Here is a 17,115-nt window from a genome sequence, read left to right as displayed (position 1 = left end):
AATGATTGGTGCGGTTTTTTTCAACTATCGCTTTTATTCAGCGTGTCCTTAGAATCGTTCTTCTCTTCCTTAGATAATTCCTCCCCAGAAGATTCCTCATTTTCAGCAGGATTTGCAGAGCTTTCATCTACTGAGTTCGTCTCATAGGAAACACTTTCTGACTTTTGATTTCCATTTATCTCCGCAATTACTGACGGTACGCATACCCACGCAAAAAATGCAAGCATTACACAAATGCCAATTGCAGTTCCCTTCCAGCTTTTTTCTTCTGCATTCTTTTTCTGTACTGCTGCGTTACGATTTGTGCCCGATTTTGTATCTGATTTGCATTTCATGCAATATCCTGCTGTTTCCTCGTTTATAGCATGACATTTAGGACATTCCCACATATTGATTCCTCCCTGCAAAATTTCTACATGGTTTCTTACCAACCATAATTTTGCCGATTATAATCGTTGACCGCCTCATCCCAGCCATGTGCTTCTCCACCATCGGCATCCCAGTCAACATCCTCATCATTATAACCATTTCCTGCATCATCGTAATAGTCATATCCTCCATTTGTATCATATCCGGAACTACTCCCATCACAAGCGGTCAAACATCCAACCAACACAATAGCACTCAAACAAACAATAATTCCTTTTTTCATCGTACTCCTCCCATTTTTGAAGCATATTATCTCGGATTTCCGAAAATGTCATGTGTCCTGATATACCATTCGTCGTAAGCCTTTACCTGTGGATCATCGCTTCCGCTGTCACAACCTGTAAACAATACAGCAAGTCCTCCCAACAGTATAAACGCAGACAATATCGCCATTACTCTTTTCATTTCAACCTCCTCCCTTGTTTTTGCTTACAAAAGAACATATGCACTGTATTGGTCAATTATTAGTATACCATAGTATTTTATATTTGTCAAGTATTAATTTACAATAGTATTGTAAATTTTGACTTAGGAGTGGTTTTTATGTTTGCAGAACGAATCAAAGAACTCAGGACATCTTTGGGGATGAACCAAATTCAATTCGGCAGAAAGCTCTGCGTCACAAAGCAATGTATCAGCAACTGGGAAAACGACAATATCATGCCGTCCATTGACATGCTCATGCGCATTGCAACGACTTTTTCTGTCAGTTCCGACTATCTGCTGGGGCTGGAGAATCAACGCACACTGGATGTAACCGGGCTGACCAATGAACAGATCCTGCATATCCAGAACGTTGTCAATGATCTAAAGCAAAAATAAGCACAAAAAAACCGCAGCCTTTACAGGCATGCGGTTTTCAAATTTTTGCCGTATTCATACATCAGCACATCAATGCACCATATGATACCATAGTTGCCACCATACTGCCAGCTACTGCCATAACAATGATGTTAATGAGCAAGCAAACGACGAAAGAAATCGCTGCGGCAATGATGTATGCCTTTGCAGCCTTTGGTGTTTCTTTCTTCTTTACGAAGAATAGAATCAGACCCACGATTGGAAACAGAACCGATACAATAACGAGTCCTACATTAGCACGATCCTCCATCCCTTTCACCTCCCTCTGATTTAGAATACCATAATTTTGACAATTTGTCAATACTTATATTGCTTTTTTGCCACTTTATTTTGCTTTTTTCTACATCATGTGTCATGGAGAATGGGATGTCACAGGACTGACCAACGAACAGATCCTGCATATCCAGAACGTTGTCAATGATCTGAAAAACAAGTAATTCCACAAAAAGCGCCGGTCTGAACCATCCAGACCGGCGCTTTTTCCGATATCAGAGCGGCAGGAGCAAATCCCTGCCTTAGAGCCTGTTCAGCATCTTTTCGCACGCATCTTGCTTGCATCTTTTCTGGGAGATTTTGCGAAAATACTCGGAAATCCACAAAGGATTTCCTCCGTTTTTCACTTCATCTCCCAAAAAATCTGACTGCGCAATCTGCGCACGCCCAGATACTGAACAGACTCTTACATATTCCGGCGTAAATTTCTGTTACGCCATCAGCTTTACCATAACCGCCTTCTGTGCGTGGAGACGGTTCTCGGCTTCCTCAAAAATTTCCTTGGCATGGGCTTCGAATACCTTTTCGGTGATCTCTTCTTCCCGGTGTGCCGGCAGGCAGTGGAGCACCATGGCATCCTCATGGGCTGCTGCCATGACCTCGTCGTTGATCTGGTAGCCATGGAATGCCTTTTTCCGCTTCTCTGCTTCGCCTTCCTGACCCATGGATGCCCATACGTCCGTGATCACCACATCGGCATCCTTGGCTGCCTCCAAAGGCACGTTTGTCATCTGGAACTTGTCGCCGTATGCCTTTGTGAATTCCAGCACCTGTGCATCCGGCTGGTAGTCATCCGGGCAGGCAATAGATACTGCCATGCCGACCTTGAGACAGCCTACGATCAGCGAATTTGCCATATTGTTGCCGTCACCGATAAAACACATTTTCAGCCCGGCAAAATTCGTTTTAAATTCCCGAATGGTCATAAGATCCGCCAGGATCTGGCACGGATGGCAGAAGTCCGTCAGACCGTTGATGATCGGGATAGAGCCGTATTCCGCCAGATCTTCTACCTCTTTCTGCTCAAATGTACGAATCATAATGCCGTCCAGATACCGGGATAGTACCCGTGCAGTATCCTGCACCGGCTCACCACGACCAATTTGCAGGTCATCTGCAGACAGGAACAGCGGATGTCCGCCCAACTGATACATACCTGTCTCAAAGGAAACACGTGTCCGGGTGGACGCCTTCTGGAAAATCATACCCAAAGACTTTCCCTTCAGGTGCGGATGGGGAATGCCGTGCTTCAGCTCATATTTCAGCTGGTCGGCAAGGTCGAGAATCTCAATGATCTCTTCGGTGCTCAGGTCGAGCATCTTCAATAAATGCTTCATGGTTTTTCCTCCGTTCATTTTGTTTATGTGATTTGGTAAAATTGCATATCGGGATCGCTCCGAGCATAGGACGGCGGCACGCAGGCGTACAGTGTCTCGGCAGAATCGTACAGCATTTCCAGACGCCGCTGTTCTTCCTCGGTTAATGCACAGGTCAACGTTACCGACGTCTGAGGCGGTATGACTGTGCTGTTCTCGTAATTTTCAGAGCCGCTGCGATTGATGCGGCTGTAGTAACCCTCCGGTTTCAGATACATCTGGAATCCCTCTTGGATATCCGGCGTATCTGTCAGGTAAATATTAGGCGTGCCACGGTATTGTCTGCCTGTAGGATTTTCTACGGTAACGGTTACCTGCGCTCCATCCAGAGAGAAATCCGTCACTGTCAGCAAGGGCTTTCCATAGCGGCGGTTATCCACGGCATTGTCCAGCATGGTATAGACGAAAAACTCCACGCCTATGAGTACCGCCAGCACAAGCCATAAAAGTATCCTTTTGGAAGTACGCTTTCGTGTACTCATGATATCACCTCCAGAGGGATCACATAACAGGTGTCGGCGTCGTTCTGTTTCATGTCCACCGATTCTACTTGTACGCCGGTGTAGATATGCAGTGCCAGCTGATCGGGTTGTACTTCCTCATCTACCAGAAATACCAGCATATTGCTGTGCGTATCCAGCTGATAGCCTACGCCCAGATCGTGCAGTTTCCTTTCTATGGCATCGCTTCCTGTGAGGTTGGAAGGATACTGGGGCAGCAAATAGCCGTTCCCTGCATCCAGACAAGTCCACATGACATCATCCGGCAGCACGTCCGCCTGCTTCTCTGTGCTGTCTGCGGAAAAGCTGCATGTAAAGGATACTGTCAGATAGCGTCCCCCGGACGGCGCTTGCACTTCCGCCGGAAAGCCCGGCAGCTGATCCGCCCATTGGGCATCTATGATCTGTACCGTATAGGGCGAAATGGAAATGGTCTCGCCGCAGGATATGGTCTGCTCCGCCAGGGACGGAGTGTCAGACTGCTCCAGCTGTTGCAGGGTGTTCCACCGCTGGAACAAGGCACCGCCGAACAGGATCACGCCTAACACAAGAATCACCTGTGCTGCCAATACCATACGCTGCCGCAAGGTCTCCTTCAGGGTTTCTGCCTGCCGTTTTTGTTTTTGCTGTTTTTGTCTCTGGGTCTGCTGTTCCCGGGCATAGACTGTCTGTTCGGCACTATGCAGGACAACGCTGCCGCAATAGGGACAGATCCAGCCGTTTTTCTCGAAGTCAAAGCGCTTTCCGCAGGACGGACAAGCATGTTTTGCCATGGATCCTCCTACTTATTTTCCCAGAACGTGTGCCAGGATCGCCACGCCGGCTTCGATTTCCTCGTCTGTCATGGTCAGCGGCGGCAAGAGACGTACCTTATCCTTAGCGGTCAGCACCAGCAGTCCCTCCTCCAGAGCTGCATTTGCCACGTCAATCGCCTTTTTATCCGTCAGCTGAATACCGATCATCAGTCCCAGACCGCTGACAGATGCCACGCCCGGCAGTGCCGCCAGCTTTTCCCGGAACAGCGCCGCCTTACGCTGAACATCCTCCAGAAAGCCTGGTGCAGTAACCGTTTGCAGTACAGCGAGACCGCCGGCACAGCAAACAGGATTGCCGCCGAAGGTAGAACCATGTGCACCCTTATTCAGCACATCGGCACACTTTTCACTGGCAAGGCAAGCGCCCATAGGCAAACCGCCGGCAATACCCTTTGCGAGGGTAGTCACGTCAGCCTTATGCCCGAACTGCTCCCCGGCAAGAAATGTACCCGTTCTGCCCACGCCGGTCTGCACCTCATCTGCAATAACAAGGGCATCCTTTTCGGCACACAGCGCAAAGACAGCGTCCACAAATTCCTGCTTCAGAGCATTGACGCCGCCCTCGCCCTGAACATATTCCAGCATAACAGCGCAGACAGTATCATCCATCTTGGCTTTCAGGTCGGCAATGTCGTTGGCGGTCACATAGTCGAAGCCCTCCACAAAGGGGAAAAAGTAGTTGTGGAACACGTCCTGTCCAGTTGCGGACAAGGTGCAGAGCGTTCTGCCGTGGAAGGAATTGACCAGGGTCAGGATCTTATGGCGACCCTTGCCGTATTTGTCGAAGCTGTACTTTCTCGCCAGCTTGATGGCACATTCGTTGGCTTCTGCGCCGCTGTTGCAGAAAAACACCTTGCTGTAGCCTGTAGTTTCGCAGAGCTGCTGGGCGAAGTCCGCCTGCACTTTGGTATAATATAGATTAGATGTATGCTGCATGGTTTTCACCTGACGGCAAACTGCTTCTGTCCAGGCCTCGTTGCAGTAGCCCAGCGAGGTAGTGCCGATACCGCTGCCGAAGTCGATGTAGGTTTTTCCGGTCTCATCGGTGCAGGACTCTCCTGTGCCGTGGTCGATGACCACGGGAAACCGTCCGTAGGTCGGCATGACGGATGCGTTCAGTTGTTCTTGTGTTGTCAAAGTAAAGACCTCCTTAAAGCCCGACCCCTCCACCATTGCCATGCAATGGTTCCCCTCCCCTTTCAGGGGAGGCTTTTCGAGCGAAGCGAGCCATCTTTTCTTTTTTCGCTTCCTTTTTTCTTTTCAGCAAAGAAAAAAGGAAGTAGAGCGCGAGACAACGTCTCGCAGCGTAGGATTGCAGTCCAGTAAAATTCAGAGAAGCAAAGCGCAAAGCCGCAAAAAGCAAAGGAAAACGTTTCCCACAAGACATACCCAAAATCACAGAGAAAACTGTATGCTTGCTCCATGCACCAAGTGTCTTAATTGCTTTTGCAAAGTGAAATTCAAATCTACCAACTCATTGACAATTTAGTTTTCTTCCTGATATGCATAACCAAAATGAATTGGCGGCGCAGTCACAGAAATATACACAAACTCTGTGTTGCCATCGTTATGCAAGCCATGCACATCACCGTCTGCAAACCGCACCACATCACCGGCTGCAAACTCCTGCTCCTGATTCTCTGAAAGCAGCAGCTTTCCTGTTCCCTGCACCGCATACCAAATTTGTTCAGAAGATTCATGAATATGTCTCGGCTGGCTTGCGCCAATTTCAAGATGTACTTCTGTAATGGTAACACGCTTGCTGGTGGAATTATCCGGGTTCAGAATCTGTCGGGATACCACACCAGGATTGGACAGCGCCTTCATTGCATTTGCTTTGATCAATTCCATTTAAAAACCTCCCTAAATTATCTAAACACGCTAAAAACCTAGTATCTAGTAACGATTAAAACTTGATTTCATTGCAAACGTCCCACCGGGACGTTTGCAAAATTTCGCTTTGCCTGTACGGTTTCACAGGGGAAAGCGGTCTTGTTCGCTTTCCCCTCGAAAAGCTGCCGCTTTTCTCACCCTTTTTCTCCGTGGCGCAAAAAAATGCGCCGGGGTGTTTCGCCGCCTGCGGGCGGCGACCAGGGACGCTGTCCCTGGACTCTGCCAGCATTTTCGAGAAATTGCTGGATCAAAAAGCTTCATTGCCGCCTGCGGCGATATGCGGATTTTACTTTTTACCGGAATTGTGTGCCGATGCCCTCATTGGACAGGGTTTCAATCAGAATCGAGTGGGGCACTCTGCCATCAATGATCGCCGTTTTCTTTACCCCACGTCTTACTGCCTCTACGCAGCAGTCGATCTTCGGGATCATGCCGCCGGAAATGATTCCCTTCCGCTTCAGGAACGGCACTTCGCTGACATTCACAAAGGGAATCAGCGTAGACGGGTCGTCCTTATTCCGCAGCAGTCCTGCAATATCCGTCATGAGAATCAGATTTTCTGCCCTCAGCTGCGCCGCAATTCTCGCCGCTGCCGTGTCCGCATTGACATTGTAAGCCTGCCCGAATTCATCCGTTGCCACTGTGGCAATGACCGGAATATACCCATTGTCCAGGGCATCCAGAATGGGGCTTTCGTTGACTTTCACAATATCGCCCACAAAGCCCAGATCTTCACCATTCGGCCCCAGCTTGCGCTCCGCCGTCAGCATCTGTCCGTCAATACCGCACAGTCCCAGTGCCTTGCCCTTTGTCCGGGTCAGCAGGCTTACCAGTTCCTTGTTGACCTTGCCGGACAGTACCATCTTCACCACGTCCACAGCGGCTTCGTCCGTATACCGCAGACCGCCGATGAATTTCGACACGATGTTCAGCCGCTTCAGCATATCACTGATCTCAGGGCCGCCGCCGTGCACCAGCACTACCTTGACGCCCACCAGGGACAGCAGCACGATATCATCCATAACCGCCTGTTTCAGTTCCTTGTTGGTCATGGCATTGCCGCCGTATTTCACCACGACAATTTTGTTGTTGTATTTCTGAATGTACGGCAGGGCATCTACCAGCACCTGCGCCCGTACATTATTGTTGATTTCTCCCATTTTCGAAGTCCTCTCTTACGAACGATAGTCGCCGTTGATCTTGACATAGTCATAGGTCAGGTCACAGCCCCATGCCGTTGCCGATGCTGCGCCGTCACCGATGGACACCAGGATCTGAATTTCATCCTCCAGCAGTACCTTTTTGGCTTCTTCCTCGGAGTATTCCACCCCGGCGCCATTTTTGCATACGTCCACAGAACCGGCACGGGATGCCAGTGTCACTGCCACCTGCTTGATGTCAAATTCCGCCGGTGCGTAGCCTACTGCACACAGCACCCGTCCCCAATTGGCATCTGCACCGAACATGGCACACTTAAACAGCGGCGAACAGATGACACTCTTTGCCACGATAATTGCCGTGTCGACATCCTTTGCCCCGGAGACAGTGCATTCCAGCAGCTTTGTGGCACCTTCGCCGTCATAGGCTAGCATTCTCGTCAGATTCATCATGACGCAGTACAGCGCCCGGCGGAATGTCCAATAGTCCTCAGAATCCGCCTTAATTTCCGCATTTCCGGCAAGTCCGGATGCCATCACCAAGCAAGTATCATTAGTGGACTGATCGCCGTCTACAGACAGACAATTATACGTCACCTTTACCACCTCTGATAATATCTCTTGCAGCATTTCCGGGGAAATTACCGCATCGGTGGTGATACAATTCAGGGTTGTCGCCATGTTCGGGTGAATCATACCGCTACCCTTTGCCATGCCGCCCAGATGGCAGGTCTTGCCGCCTAACTCAAATTCCACAGCAACTTCCTTTGCGAAAGTATCCGTTGTCATAATGGCAACAGCTGCTTCATGGGCACCGGCCGCATCTGCGGTCAGGCTTTTGCACAGATCTGGCAGGGCTGCTGCAATGGGTTCCATGGGCAGAATCTGACCGATGACGCCGGTGGACATGACCAGCACCTCTTCCGGCTTGACCCCCAGTTCCTTTGCGGTGAGTGCGCACATGGTTTCAGCCTTTTCCTCACCGTCAGCGTTACAGGTATTGGCATTTTTAGAGTTTGCCACAAGAGCCATTGCCTTGCCGCATGTGGCTTTCAGATGCTTCTGCATGACCAGAACCGGCGCACCTTTTACCTTATTTTGGGTATACACTGCCGCTGCATTGCACAGGGTATCTGCTGCAACGACGGTCAGGTCATTTTTCTGGTTGTCCAGCGGACTTTCATTTCCGTCCGGTGTCATAGTCTTTTTAATGCCGCAATACACGCCTCCAGCACGGAAACCCTTTGCGGCACAGATGCCGCCGTCAATGAAAGTATAGCCTTCCAGTGCAATTTTTTCCATGATCTCTCTCCTCTCATTTTTCTCAAAAATATAAGTAATAATGCGCTCCATCACATGATGCAGCAATACTTGCTTCATCCGCACTGAACATACAACAGGCATCGAAACCCTGATAGGAATACTCTGGCGGAATGGAAATATTCATTTTTGACGGTGCTTCAATGTCCGCCAGATAGGATTCTTCGTGGACGATCTCACCGTTTTTCATGAAAATCAGCAGTGAACGATAACCTGAGGGACGTTTATATGCTGTCCCCAGAATCTGGCTCATTTTCTCACCGGCAACATCGTGATTACTCTTATAATCGCCATGATACACCGCAAAATCCGCATCAAAAACCACCAGCGTATCCCATTCAAAATCCGTTATTTCTTTCAGATCAAGGGTACAATCTCCATTTGCATCGGCATGGCTGTCGATCTCACGCATAATGTTCTTCCCCACAGAGCCTATGGCATATTTTCGGTACATATGCCAGCTGCGCTCTGCCAAAATCAGCAGCAGTGCGGAAAACAGGATGATCCAGATAATGGTTTTCTTTTTTCTTGCTGTTTTCATAATAATTCGCTTTTGTTGTTTTCGCTGTAAACGTCCCACCGGGACGTTTACAGGTTTTTTCTTTGCTTGTATGGTTTCACCAGGGGAAGCGGTCTTGTCCGCTTCCCCTCGAAAAGCTGTCGCTTTTCTCACCCTTTTCTCCGCGCACCAAAAGTATGGCGTAGGGATATTTCGCCGTCTGCGGACGACGACCAGGGACGCTGTCCCTGGTCTCTGCCAGGGCTTCCGCAGCCCTGGACCTACGCCAGCTGTGCTCAGCTGGACCAGCTTGATGAGCAACCTTTTTCTCAAACCAGTCCCGTTGTCTCATCCAGTTCCAGCATGATATTCATGCACTGCACTGCTGCGCCGGATGCGCCCTTGCCCAGATTATCCAGACGGGAACACAGCAGAATCTGCTCTGCATCGCCGAATACGAAAATTTCCATCTGATTGGTATCCCGCAGATCGTTACAGCTCAGCTTTGTGGCAGTCATTTCCTCCGGTGTGCCCAGCGGCTTCACATGGACGAAATTCGACCCAGCATAGTGCTGTTCCAACATCTCCTGCACCTGTTCCGGCGGAAGCGCATGTCCTGCAATGGCAGCCTGCACCGGCACACAGACCAGCATGCCATTATAATAATCGTCCACAATGGGTGTGAACATGGGTTTTCTCTCCAGTCCAGAAATGATCTGCATTTCCGGCAGATGCTTGTGATTATTTGCCAGACCGTAAAACCGGGGGCTGAACAGCTCCGGTGCACGGTCAGGGGACTCAATCTCAGCGATCATTTTCTTGCCGCCGCCGCTATAGCCTGACATAGCGAAACACTGCACCGGATAATCCTTCGGCAGCAAACCGCTCTGCACCATAGGATACACCAAAGATGCAAAACCGCTGGCATAGCAGCCCGGCACAGCCACCCGCTTGGAAGTACGGATCTTCTCCCGATGCGCCGGAGACAGTTCCGGAAAGCCATACGCCCAATCCGGATTGGTGCGATGGGCTGTGGATGCGTCGATAATACGCACATCTGCATCCCCTGCCAATGCGACAGCTTCTCTCGCCGCTGCATCCGGCAGGCACAGGAAGGTGATGTCACTCTCCCGGATCGCCTCCCGGCGTGCCTCCGCATCCTTCCGGGTTTCCTCGGTCAGAGTGATCAATTCCAGATCGGAACGGTTTTCCAGCCGTTCGTGAATCCGCAGGCCCGTTGTGCCTGCCTGTCCGTCAATAAATATTTTTGTAGCCATTATCCTCATTCTCCATCCTGCTGAGAAGATTCCTCAGCTGCACATTTCGGGCAGGGTTTCTTATCCCCAATTACCATGCCCTGTGACGTCTTTATCACATGAATTGTCGAACGATCTACCTCATGCTGATTGCCCTGCCAGTCATATGTGACACCCGGATAGTCCTCTCTGGCGCAATCCTCTGAGAAATGCCAGTACTCACCTACCCCCGTATAATAGATCGGCCGTTCTGCCTTCTCCTTTTCCTCCGAGGTACGCACCTTCAGTTCCACCGGATCAGAAACCAGCTTGCCGTCTGCGGTGGCAATATAGAGGCTGCTCTCTCCAGCACTCTTTCCTGTCAGATAAAAATTCACCAGACCGCCGGACTTCACTGTAATATCGCTGACTTCCACCAACGCTTCATTCTCGGTATAGATACGGATCAGGTCTTTCTGCACATAGCCGGACGATTCCACATGAGCGGCAAAAGGGCCTCTTTTGTCCTCCAGATCCAGCACAAGAGGCTCCTCGGCACTGTAAGTCAAGGAAACTGCGGTAATCTCCGGATCCGGCAGTTCCACCGAAACTGCCGGAATTGAAACGCCTGCATTCCCACCTTTCGGCGAAACCTTTGCAGCAGCCTTGGTAGTTGCTTTTACAGCTGCCTCTGCTCCGTTGCTGTCAGTCCCTGTTTCCGTAACAACGGTCGTCTCCGTGGCTGAGCTGGATGCTGTTTCTGTTTCTCCACCACAGGCAGGAAGCAAGCACAGCCCCATCATAATCGCCATCAAAAACGCTGTCTTTCTCATTCTCTTTATCCTTTCTCACATAGCCCTATTCTCTGGGGCATTTCCACAGGCTGAATGCGCAGGTCAGCACGATAACAGCGATCGCCCAGATCCGGGAAACTGTCATTCCCAGATCCAGCACCAATCCCAGCACGATTTCGCCAACAATCCACAGCATCACCGCAATGACACACAATGCCACAATAAATTTGATCTGCCGCTTTTTCATCTTATGCCATACCCAGCTTGGACTTTACCAGCTTCAGCTGTTCTGCTACAGCTGCCGGAGACGGACCGCCCTGGGATACTCTGCCCTTGACGCAGGTCTCCAGACTAAGGGCTTCGTAGACATCCTCCGTAAACAGCGGTGTCATTTTCTGGTATTCTTCCAAAGGCAGTGTTTCCAGGGTCAGTCCCCCTGCAATACACTGCGCCACCAGAGTGCCGGAGATCTTATAGGCATCCCGGAACGGCATTCCTTTCTTTACCAGATAGTCTGCGCAGTCTGTGGCATTGATGAAGCCCTTTGCCGCAGCGGCACGCATATTTTCCTTATTGACACGCATGGTTTCCAGCATAGGAATAAAGGTCTCCAGGCACAGCTTTACGTTATCCACTGCGTCGAAAATGGCTTCCTTATCCTCCTGCATGTCCTTGTTATACGCCAGAGGCAGACCCTTCATCATGGTCAGCAGGGTTTGCAGATCGCCATAGACACGTGCAGTCTTGCCGCGAATCAGCTCCGTGATATCCGGGTTTTTCTTCTGGGGCATAATAGACGAACCTGTGGCAAAGGCATCGTCCAGCTCAATGAACTTGAATTCCCAGGAGCACCACAAAATTATTTCCTCGGAAAAACGGGACATGTGCATCATGATTATGGACAGTACATCTGCCAGTTCAATGCAATAATCCCGGTCGGAAACGCCGTCCAGACTATTTGCCATAGGTGCATCGAAGCCCAAGAGGGATGCGGTCTGTTCCCGGTCAATATGATAAGTCGTACCAGCCAGTGCGCCGCTGCCCAAAGGGCATTCGTTCATACGCTTTGCGGTATCGTCCAGTCTGCCCAGGTCACGGAGAAACATCTGCACATATGCCAACAAATGATGGGCAAAGGTAACGGGCTGGGCACGCTGCAAATGGGTATACCCCGGCAGAACGGTTTCGGTATGCTGCTGCGCCATAGTGACCAGCGTGGTGGAGAGTTTCTGTACCAGGCTGCGGATCTCGGCGATCTCATCCCGGAGATATAGGCGCAGATCCAAAGCCACCTGGTCATTTCTAGAGCGAGAGGTATGAAGGCGCTTTCCCACATCGCCGCAGCGTTTGGTCAGTTCGGCTTCCACGAACATGTGGATATCCTCTGCGTTAGGGTCGAATTCCAGTGCGCCGCTGTCCAGGTCGGCGAGAATGCCTTTCAGACCAGCAATAATGGCTGCGCTGTCCTCTTTTGTGATAATACCGCAGTCACCCAGCATCGTTGCGTGGGCAATGCTGCCCTGGATGTCGTGGCGGTACATACGGGCATCGAATGCGATAGAGGAGTTGAACGCATTCACGCCAGCGTCAATTTCTTTGGAAAATCTTCCTGCCCAAAGTGCCATAATATAATATCCTTTCACAAGCCCTCTTCGAGCGAAGCGAGCTTTCTTTTCTTTTTTCGTTTCCTTTTTTCTTTTTAGCAACGGCGAGCAAACCGCCTATATGCCGGATTCTCGTTTACTGATACGCCATCGAGCGAAGCGAGCTTTCTTTTCTTTTTTCGCTTCCTTTTTTCTTTTTAGTAAAGAAAAAAGGAAGTAGAGCGCGAGACAACGTCTCGCAGCGTACGGTTTCACTCCAGTAAAATCCAGAACAGCAAAGCGCAAAGCCGCAGCAAATAGAGGAAAGTCATTTTTCCAAGACATACCCAGAATCACACGGAAAAGGGTACAGAAAAAGTCAAAACCGGCTTTGCGCAAACCCAGGCGAACAGCGAGTAAAACGAGCGCATTTCGCCGAACCGCTTTTGCAAAGTAAAATTCAGAATACCAGGACTCCATGCTGTGTTATTCCATGTTAGCCGGTGCGGTATTTCGCTGCAAACGTCCCACCGGGACGTTTGCAAAATTTCGCTTTACCTGTACGGTTTCACAGGGGAAAGCGGTCTTGTTCGCTTTCCCCTCGAAAAGCTGCCGCTTTTCTCACCCCTTTTCTCCGTGGCGCAAAAGGATGCGCCGGAGTGTTTCGCCGCCTGCGGGCGGCGACCAGGGCTTCTCGCCCTGAACCTCGCCAGCATTTTCGAGAAATTGCTGGATCAAAAAGCTTCATTGCCATGCAACCTTTTTGAAAATGGGTGAGAAACATTCTTTCTCTATTCAGGGATTATCCTCTGAGAATAAAAAAAGGCGACCGGTAACAGCCGCCTCTTCCTACCGGAGGGTACCGGTATTCTATTTTTCGCTTACTTGCTGCGCTTCTGATCCAGCTTTGCCTTCACGTGGATCGGCAGGCCGAACAGGTTGATGAAGCCCTCTGCATCCTTCTGGTTGTAAACCTCTTCTGCATCAAAAGTAGCAACCTCTTCATCATACAGCGTATACGGAGAAGTAACGCCGGCATTGATGATATTGCCCTTGTACAGCTTCAGCTTTACATCACCAGTCACAGTCTTCTGTGTCTCAGTCACAAATGCAGACAGTGCCTCACGCAGCGGTGTATACCACTGACCGTTGTAAACGATATCTGCAAACTTGATGCTCAGATACTGCTTGGTGCGTGCGGTCTCCTTGTCCAGTGTAATGGTCTCCAGTACATCGTGTGCATGGTACAGGATAGCGCCGCCCGGCGTCTCATAAACGCCTCTGGATTTCATGCCCACCAGACGATTCTCTACCAGATCAGCCAGACCAATACCATTCTCGCCGCCCAGCTTGTTCAGTGTCTCTACGATCTCAACAGCGCCCATTTCCTTGCCGTCAATGGCAGTCGGGATACCCTTTTCAAAGTGAATGGTCACATAGGTCGGCTTGTCCGGTGCCTGAATCGGAGATACGCCCAGTTCCAGGAAGCCTTCCTTCTCATACTGCGGCTCGTTTGCCGGATCTTCCAGATCCAGACCCTCATGAGACAGATGCCACAGGTTCTTGTCCTTAGAATAGTTTGTTTCACGGTTGATCTTCAGCGGAATGTTGTGTGCTTCTGCGTAGTCGATCTCTTCGTCACGGCTCTTGATATCCCATTCTCTCCACGGTGCGATAATTGCCATATCCGGTGCATATGCCTTGATTGCCAGTTCAAAACGAACCTGGTCATTGCCCTTACCGGTTGCGCCGTGGCAGATGGCATCTGCGCCCTCTTCCAGAGCAATTCTTGCCAGTTCCTTACCGATGATCGGACGTGCAAAAGATGTACCCAGCAGATAACGGTTCTCGTAAACCGCACCAGCCTGTACTGTGGGGAAAATGTAATCTTCTACGAATACCTTCTTCAGATCCAGAATAATGAGCTTGGATGCGCCGGTCTTGATTGCCTTTTCTTCCAGACCGTCCAGCTCTGTACCCTGACCCACGTCAGCAGAAACTGCGATAACCTCGCAGTTGTTGTAGTTTTCCTTCAGCCACGGAATAATAATTGATGTATCCAGACCGCCGGAATATGCCAGAACAACCTTTTTAATATCTTTTTTTGCCATGACGTAATATCCTCCATTTGCGTTAAATTGTGCATATTTTCAAGCAGCGTGTCGCCCACTGCAAATGCTCTTGACTCTTATTATACACCTTTTTCCGGCATTGTCAAGCATTTTTGCATAATTATACGGAATTTTTTTCTTTTCTGCATATTTATCGCATATTATGCAATAGAAATGAATATTGCACAACGCATCATTCATAAAAATGCGGTTCTCTGCCAGCGGCACGCTTTGTGCAGTGCTGCCCTTATTTCAAAACCGATTCTTTAATCGTAAAATGCGCCGGAATGCCGCTGCGCATGACCAGGTTCAGTTCGCCCTGGATCAGGGGCAAAAAATATGCCATGGCAGCATCGCTAATGTTATTCCCAGCAGGCGTCAGGAACTCTCTGGGCAGGAATTTCTCCCGATTTGCGATCTGCGATGCATCCGCAGGCTCTGTCACCACGGTATAAGGCATATCATGAATCCGGCGGAATACCATGACCCTGCCGGTCTCGCCCCGGAGTGCGCACTGCACGCCGGCTGCGGCGATCTGTTCCGCCTCGTCAATATCTGTTTTGGAACACAAGTGGGAGGAACAGCGCTGCATAACATTCAGCTCAATGGAACGCACCTTGCAGCCGATTTTTTCCCGTACCAGCTGTTCCAGATACTTGCCAATACCGGAAAGATATTTATGCCCGAAGTTGTCCACCATGCCGGACTGGACACCATCGGGAACTTCAACACCCTCTGAAACTGCCACGATCACTGCCTTGTGCTTCGCCATTTCCTGTTCCACATCCTGGAGAAACCGTTCTGCGGAAAAATGGGCTTCCGGCACATAGACCAGATGGGGTGCAGGTTCGCCGAAAGCGTGGAGCACGGCGCTGGAAGCTGTCAGCCAGCCGGCGTGGCGTCCCATGACTTCCACGATGGTCACAGAGGGAATGCTGTACACAGAACTATCCCGGATGATCTCCTGCATGGTAGTGGCGACATATTTTGCCGCAGAGCCAAAGCCTGGGGTATGGTCAGTAATGCACAGGTCATTATCAATGGTTTTGGGGATGCCAATAACTTTCACATCCAGCCCGATCTCCTCAAAATATGCCGAAAGCTTCTGGACAGTATCCATGGAATCGTTGCCGCCGATATAGAAAAAAGCCCCGATCTTACGGCGTTTCAGGCAGCTGACGATCTGCTGGTAGACGCTTTCGTCCTCGTGCCAGTCGGGGAGCTTGTACCGGCAAGAGCCGAGCACTGTGGACGGCGTCTGGCGCAGCAGTTCCATATCATCATTGGAACAGATCATTGTTTTCAAGTCAATGAGATGATCCCGGATGATGCCTTCTACACCGTTGACAGAGCCAAAAATGGCGTCAATGGTCGGTTCTTTCAGGGATTCCCGGAACACACCCACCAAGGACGCATTGATAGCACACGTAGGACCGCCGGACTGGGCAACAGCAATATTCATACAACATTCTCCTTTGTTTTCGACACATTCGCACCGATCGGACATCACAAACCGCAGCAGGTGCAGCTTTTCTGCCCTGCACGATTCTCTTTTCCGCCTGGCGGAATATGATCACATCTACTTTAGGCAGCACTACAAAAAGAACGCCTGACGGCTTTGTGTAGTATTGCCTTTACTATTGTATCGAATTCCAGGGGGAAAGTCAATATTTTACCGAAAAGATTTTTTATGTCGCAGATTCCGCCAAAAATTGCACTACCTCTTCCACCGTCGGAATGCCTGGACTCTGGGGTCAAGGCTGCGCATTCCCTCGGACAGCGCCAGTTCGATCTCTCGGCGCACCTCTTCCGGTGTAACGCCGTTTTTCCGGGCGACCTGCTGAATTGCTTCTTGTGGTGTTAACATGATATCACTCCGATTTCAGATAAATTTTATAATATGTATTATATCATGATATCAATGTGGTATCAATAATAAATCTAATAGGTGTATAAAAGGTGGTATATAATTTCAGGTTGATGTGATATCATAAGGTTATCAACATGAAGGGGTGTGCATTATGGCAACCATAAGAACGCAGTTTACACTTCGGTTAAAGCCGGAAGATCATGCGAAAATCAAGAAAATTGCAGAAATTGAGAATCGTTCCATGACAAACATGGTTGAAACACTCATTAAAAAAGAAATATATCGTTACGAAGCAGAAAACGGCGAAATCATGCTGACTGAAGAAGATCTGTCTTTGGAATAATGTTTTTCTTGCCGTGAAAATGTAGGGGCGAACTGCGTTCGCCCGCAAATTCCCGT

23 protein-coding genes are annotated in these 17,115 nt (G+C 49.8%); 2 read left to right on the top strand and 21 right to left on the bottom strand.

Annotated elements, in window-relative coordinates; genetic code table 11:
• Positions 1-20 precede the first annotated feature (20 nt).
• The 3 genes from QZ375_RS05900 to QZ375_RS05890 form a co-directional block, all read right to left on the bottom strand.
• Positions 21-335: a hypothetical protein gene (locus QZ375_RS05900; RefSeq protein ID WP_295216687.1), complete on the bottom strand. Its 315-nt coding sequence runs from the start codon at positions 333-335 to the stop codon at positions 21-23.
• A gap of 89 nt (positions 336-424) precedes the next feature.
• The gene (locus tag QZ375_RS05895) at positions 425-652 is read right to left on the bottom strand and encodes a hypothetical protein (protein ID WP_295216684.1); all 228 of its coding nucleotides are present in this window, start codon (positions 650-652) and stop codon (positions 425-427) included.
• Positions 653-678: 26 nt separating this feature from the next.
• A complete protein-coding gene (locus QZ375_RS05890; protein ID WP_295216681.1) occupies positions 679-834 on the bottom strand; it encodes a hypothetical protein in 156 nt (51 codons plus the stop codon).
• 138 nt (positions 835-972) lie between these two features.
• Here QZ375_RS05890 and QZ375_RS05885 point away from each other — a divergent pair, with 138 nt between their 5' ends.
• Positions 973-1,251: a helix-turn-helix transcriptional regulator gene (locus QZ375_RS05885; RefSeq protein ID WP_295216678.1), complete on the top strand. Its 279-nt coding sequence runs from the start codon at positions 973-975 to the stop codon at positions 1,249-1,251.
• A gap of 61 nt (positions 1,252-1,312) precedes the next feature.
• Here QZ375_RS05885 and QZ375_RS05880 read toward each other — a convergent pair whose 3' ends face one another.
• From QZ375_RS05880 to QZ375_RS05795, 18 genes are all read right to left on the bottom strand, one after another.
• Positions 1,313-1,540 (bottom strand): hypothetical protein, encoded by a 228-nt coding sequence (locus QZ375_RS05880; RefSeq protein ID WP_295216675.1) that lies wholly within the window; start codon positions 1,538-1,540, stop codon positions 1,313-1,315.
• A gap of 454 nt (positions 1,541-1,994) precedes the next feature.
• Complete coding sequence (gene argF, locus QZ375_RS05875; protein WP_295216673.1) at positions 1,995-2,900, bottom strand: ornithine carbamoyltransferase; 906 nt, start codon at positions 2,898-2,900, stop codon at positions 1,995-1,997.
• 23 nt (positions 2,901-2,923) lie between these two features.
• Positions 2,924-3,421, bottom strand: coding sequence for a hypothetical protein (locus QZ375_RS05870; RefSeq protein WP_295216671.1), 498 nt, complete (start codon positions 3,419-3,421; stop codon positions 2,924-2,926).
• Positions 3,418-4,212, bottom strand: a complete 795-nt coding sequence (locus tag QZ375_RS05865; RefSeq protein ID WP_295216668.1) for an FYDLN acid domain-containing protein — start codon at positions 4,210-4,212, stop codon at positions 3,418-3,420. Before QZ375_RS05865 ends, QZ375_RS05870 begins: the two co-directional genes overlap by 4 nt.
• Before the next feature lie 12 nt (positions 4,213-4,224).
• Entirely contained in the window at positions 4,225-5,433 is a 1,209-nt protein-coding gene (locus QZ375_RS05860) for an aspartate aminotransferase family protein (RefSeq protein ID WP_295216662.1), read from the bottom strand.
• Between the two features lie 20 nt (positions 5,434-5,453).
• Positions 5,454-5,678, bottom strand: coding sequence for a hypothetical protein (locus QZ375_RS05855; RefSeq protein WP_295216659.1), 225 nt, complete (start codon positions 5,676-5,678; stop codon positions 5,454-5,456).
• Positions 5,679-5,739: 61 nt separating this feature from the next.
• Entirely contained in the window at positions 5,740-6,105 is a 366-nt protein-coding gene (locus QZ375_RS05850) for a cupin domain-containing protein (protein ID WP_295216656.1), read from the bottom strand.
• A 335-nt stretch (positions 6,106-6,440) separates the two neighbouring features.
• Complete coding sequence (argB, locus tag QZ375_RS05845; protein ID WP_295216652.1) at positions 6,441-7,307, bottom strand: acetylglutamate kinase; 867 nt, start codon at positions 7,305-7,307, stop codon at positions 6,441-6,443.
• A 15-nt stretch (positions 7,308-7,322) separates the two neighbouring features.
• Positions 7,323-8,606 carry a bifunctional glutamate N-acetyltransferase/amino-acid acetyltransferase ArgJ gene (argJ, locus tag QZ375_RS05840; RefSeq protein ID WP_295216649.1) on the bottom strand — a complete coding sequence of 428 codons (1,284 nt, stop codon included), beginning with the start codon at positions 8,604-8,606 and terminating at the stop codon, positions 7,323-7,325.
• A 22-nt stretch (positions 8,607-8,628) separates the two neighbouring features.
• On the bottom strand, positions 8,629-9,297 hold the full coding sequence (locus QZ375_RS05835) for a hypothetical protein (RefSeq protein ID WP_295216646.1): 669 nt from the start codon (positions 9,295-9,297) through the stop codon (positions 8,629-8,631).
• 155 nt (positions 9,298-9,452) lie between these two features.
• Positions 9,453-10,400, bottom strand: coding sequence for an N-acetyl-gamma-glutamyl-phosphate reductase (gene argC / locus QZ375_RS05830; RefSeq protein ID WP_295216643.1), 948 nt, complete (start codon positions 10,398-10,400; stop codon positions 9,453-9,455).
• Positions 10,401-10,405: 5 nt separating this feature from the next.
• On the bottom strand, positions 10,406-11,191 hold the full coding sequence (locus QZ375_RS05825) for a hypothetical protein (RefSeq protein ID WP_295216640.1): 786 nt from the start codon (positions 11,189-11,191) through the stop codon (positions 10,406-10,408).
• Positions 11,192-11,216: 25 nt separating this feature from the next.
• Positions 11,217-11,399, bottom strand: a complete 183-nt coding sequence (locus QZ375_RS05820; protein WP_295216638.1) for a hypothetical protein — start codon at positions 11,397-11,399, stop codon at positions 11,217-11,219.
• A 1-nt stretch (position 11,400) separates the two neighbouring features.
• A complete protein-coding gene (argH, locus tag QZ375_RS05815; protein WP_295216635.1) occupies positions 11,401-12,777 on the bottom strand; it encodes an argininosuccinate lyase in 1,377 nt (458 codons plus the stop codon).
• Positions 12,778-12,873: 96 nt separating this feature from the next.
• The gene (locus tag QZ375_RS05810; protein ID WP_295216632.1) at positions 12,874-13,215 is read right to left on the bottom strand and encodes a hypothetical protein; all 342 of its coding nucleotides are present in this window, start codon (positions 13,213-13,215) and stop codon (positions 12,874-12,876) included.
• Positions 13,216-13,616: 401 nt separating this feature from the next.
• Entirely contained in the window at positions 13,617-14,846 is a 1,230-nt protein-coding gene (locus QZ375_RS05805; RefSeq protein ID WP_295216629.1) for an argininosuccinate synthase, read from the bottom strand.
• Positions 14,847-15,093: 247 nt separating this feature from the next.
• Positions 15,094-16,308, bottom strand: a complete 1,215-nt coding sequence (locus QZ375_RS05800) for a 6-phosphofructokinase (RefSeq protein ID WP_295216626.1) — start codon at positions 16,306-16,308, stop codon at positions 15,094-15,096.
• Positions 16,309-16,563: 255 nt separating this feature from the next.
• Entirely contained in the window at positions 16,564-16,713 is a 150-nt protein-coding gene (locus QZ375_RS05795; protein ID WP_295216623.1) for a hypothetical protein, read from the bottom strand.
• A gap of 154 nt (positions 16,714-16,867) precedes the next feature.
• Here QZ375_RS05795 and QZ375_RS05790 point away from each other — a divergent pair, with 154 nt between their 5' ends.
• The gene (locus QZ375_RS05790; protein WP_295216619.1) at positions 16,868-17,059 is read left to right on the top strand and encodes a hypothetical protein; all 192 of its coding nucleotides are present in this window, start codon (positions 16,868-16,870) and stop codon (positions 17,057-17,059) included.
• Positions 17,060-17,115: the final 56 nt, after the last annotated feature.

It is taken from the genome of Ruminococcus sp., from assembly GCF_019417665.1.
GTDB lineage: Bacteria > Bacillota > Clostridia > Oscillospirales > Ruminococcaceae > Ruminococcus_C.
The sequence above is the reverse complement of the archived record's forward strand: the minus strand, read 5'-3'. Positions and strand labels throughout refer to the sequence as shown.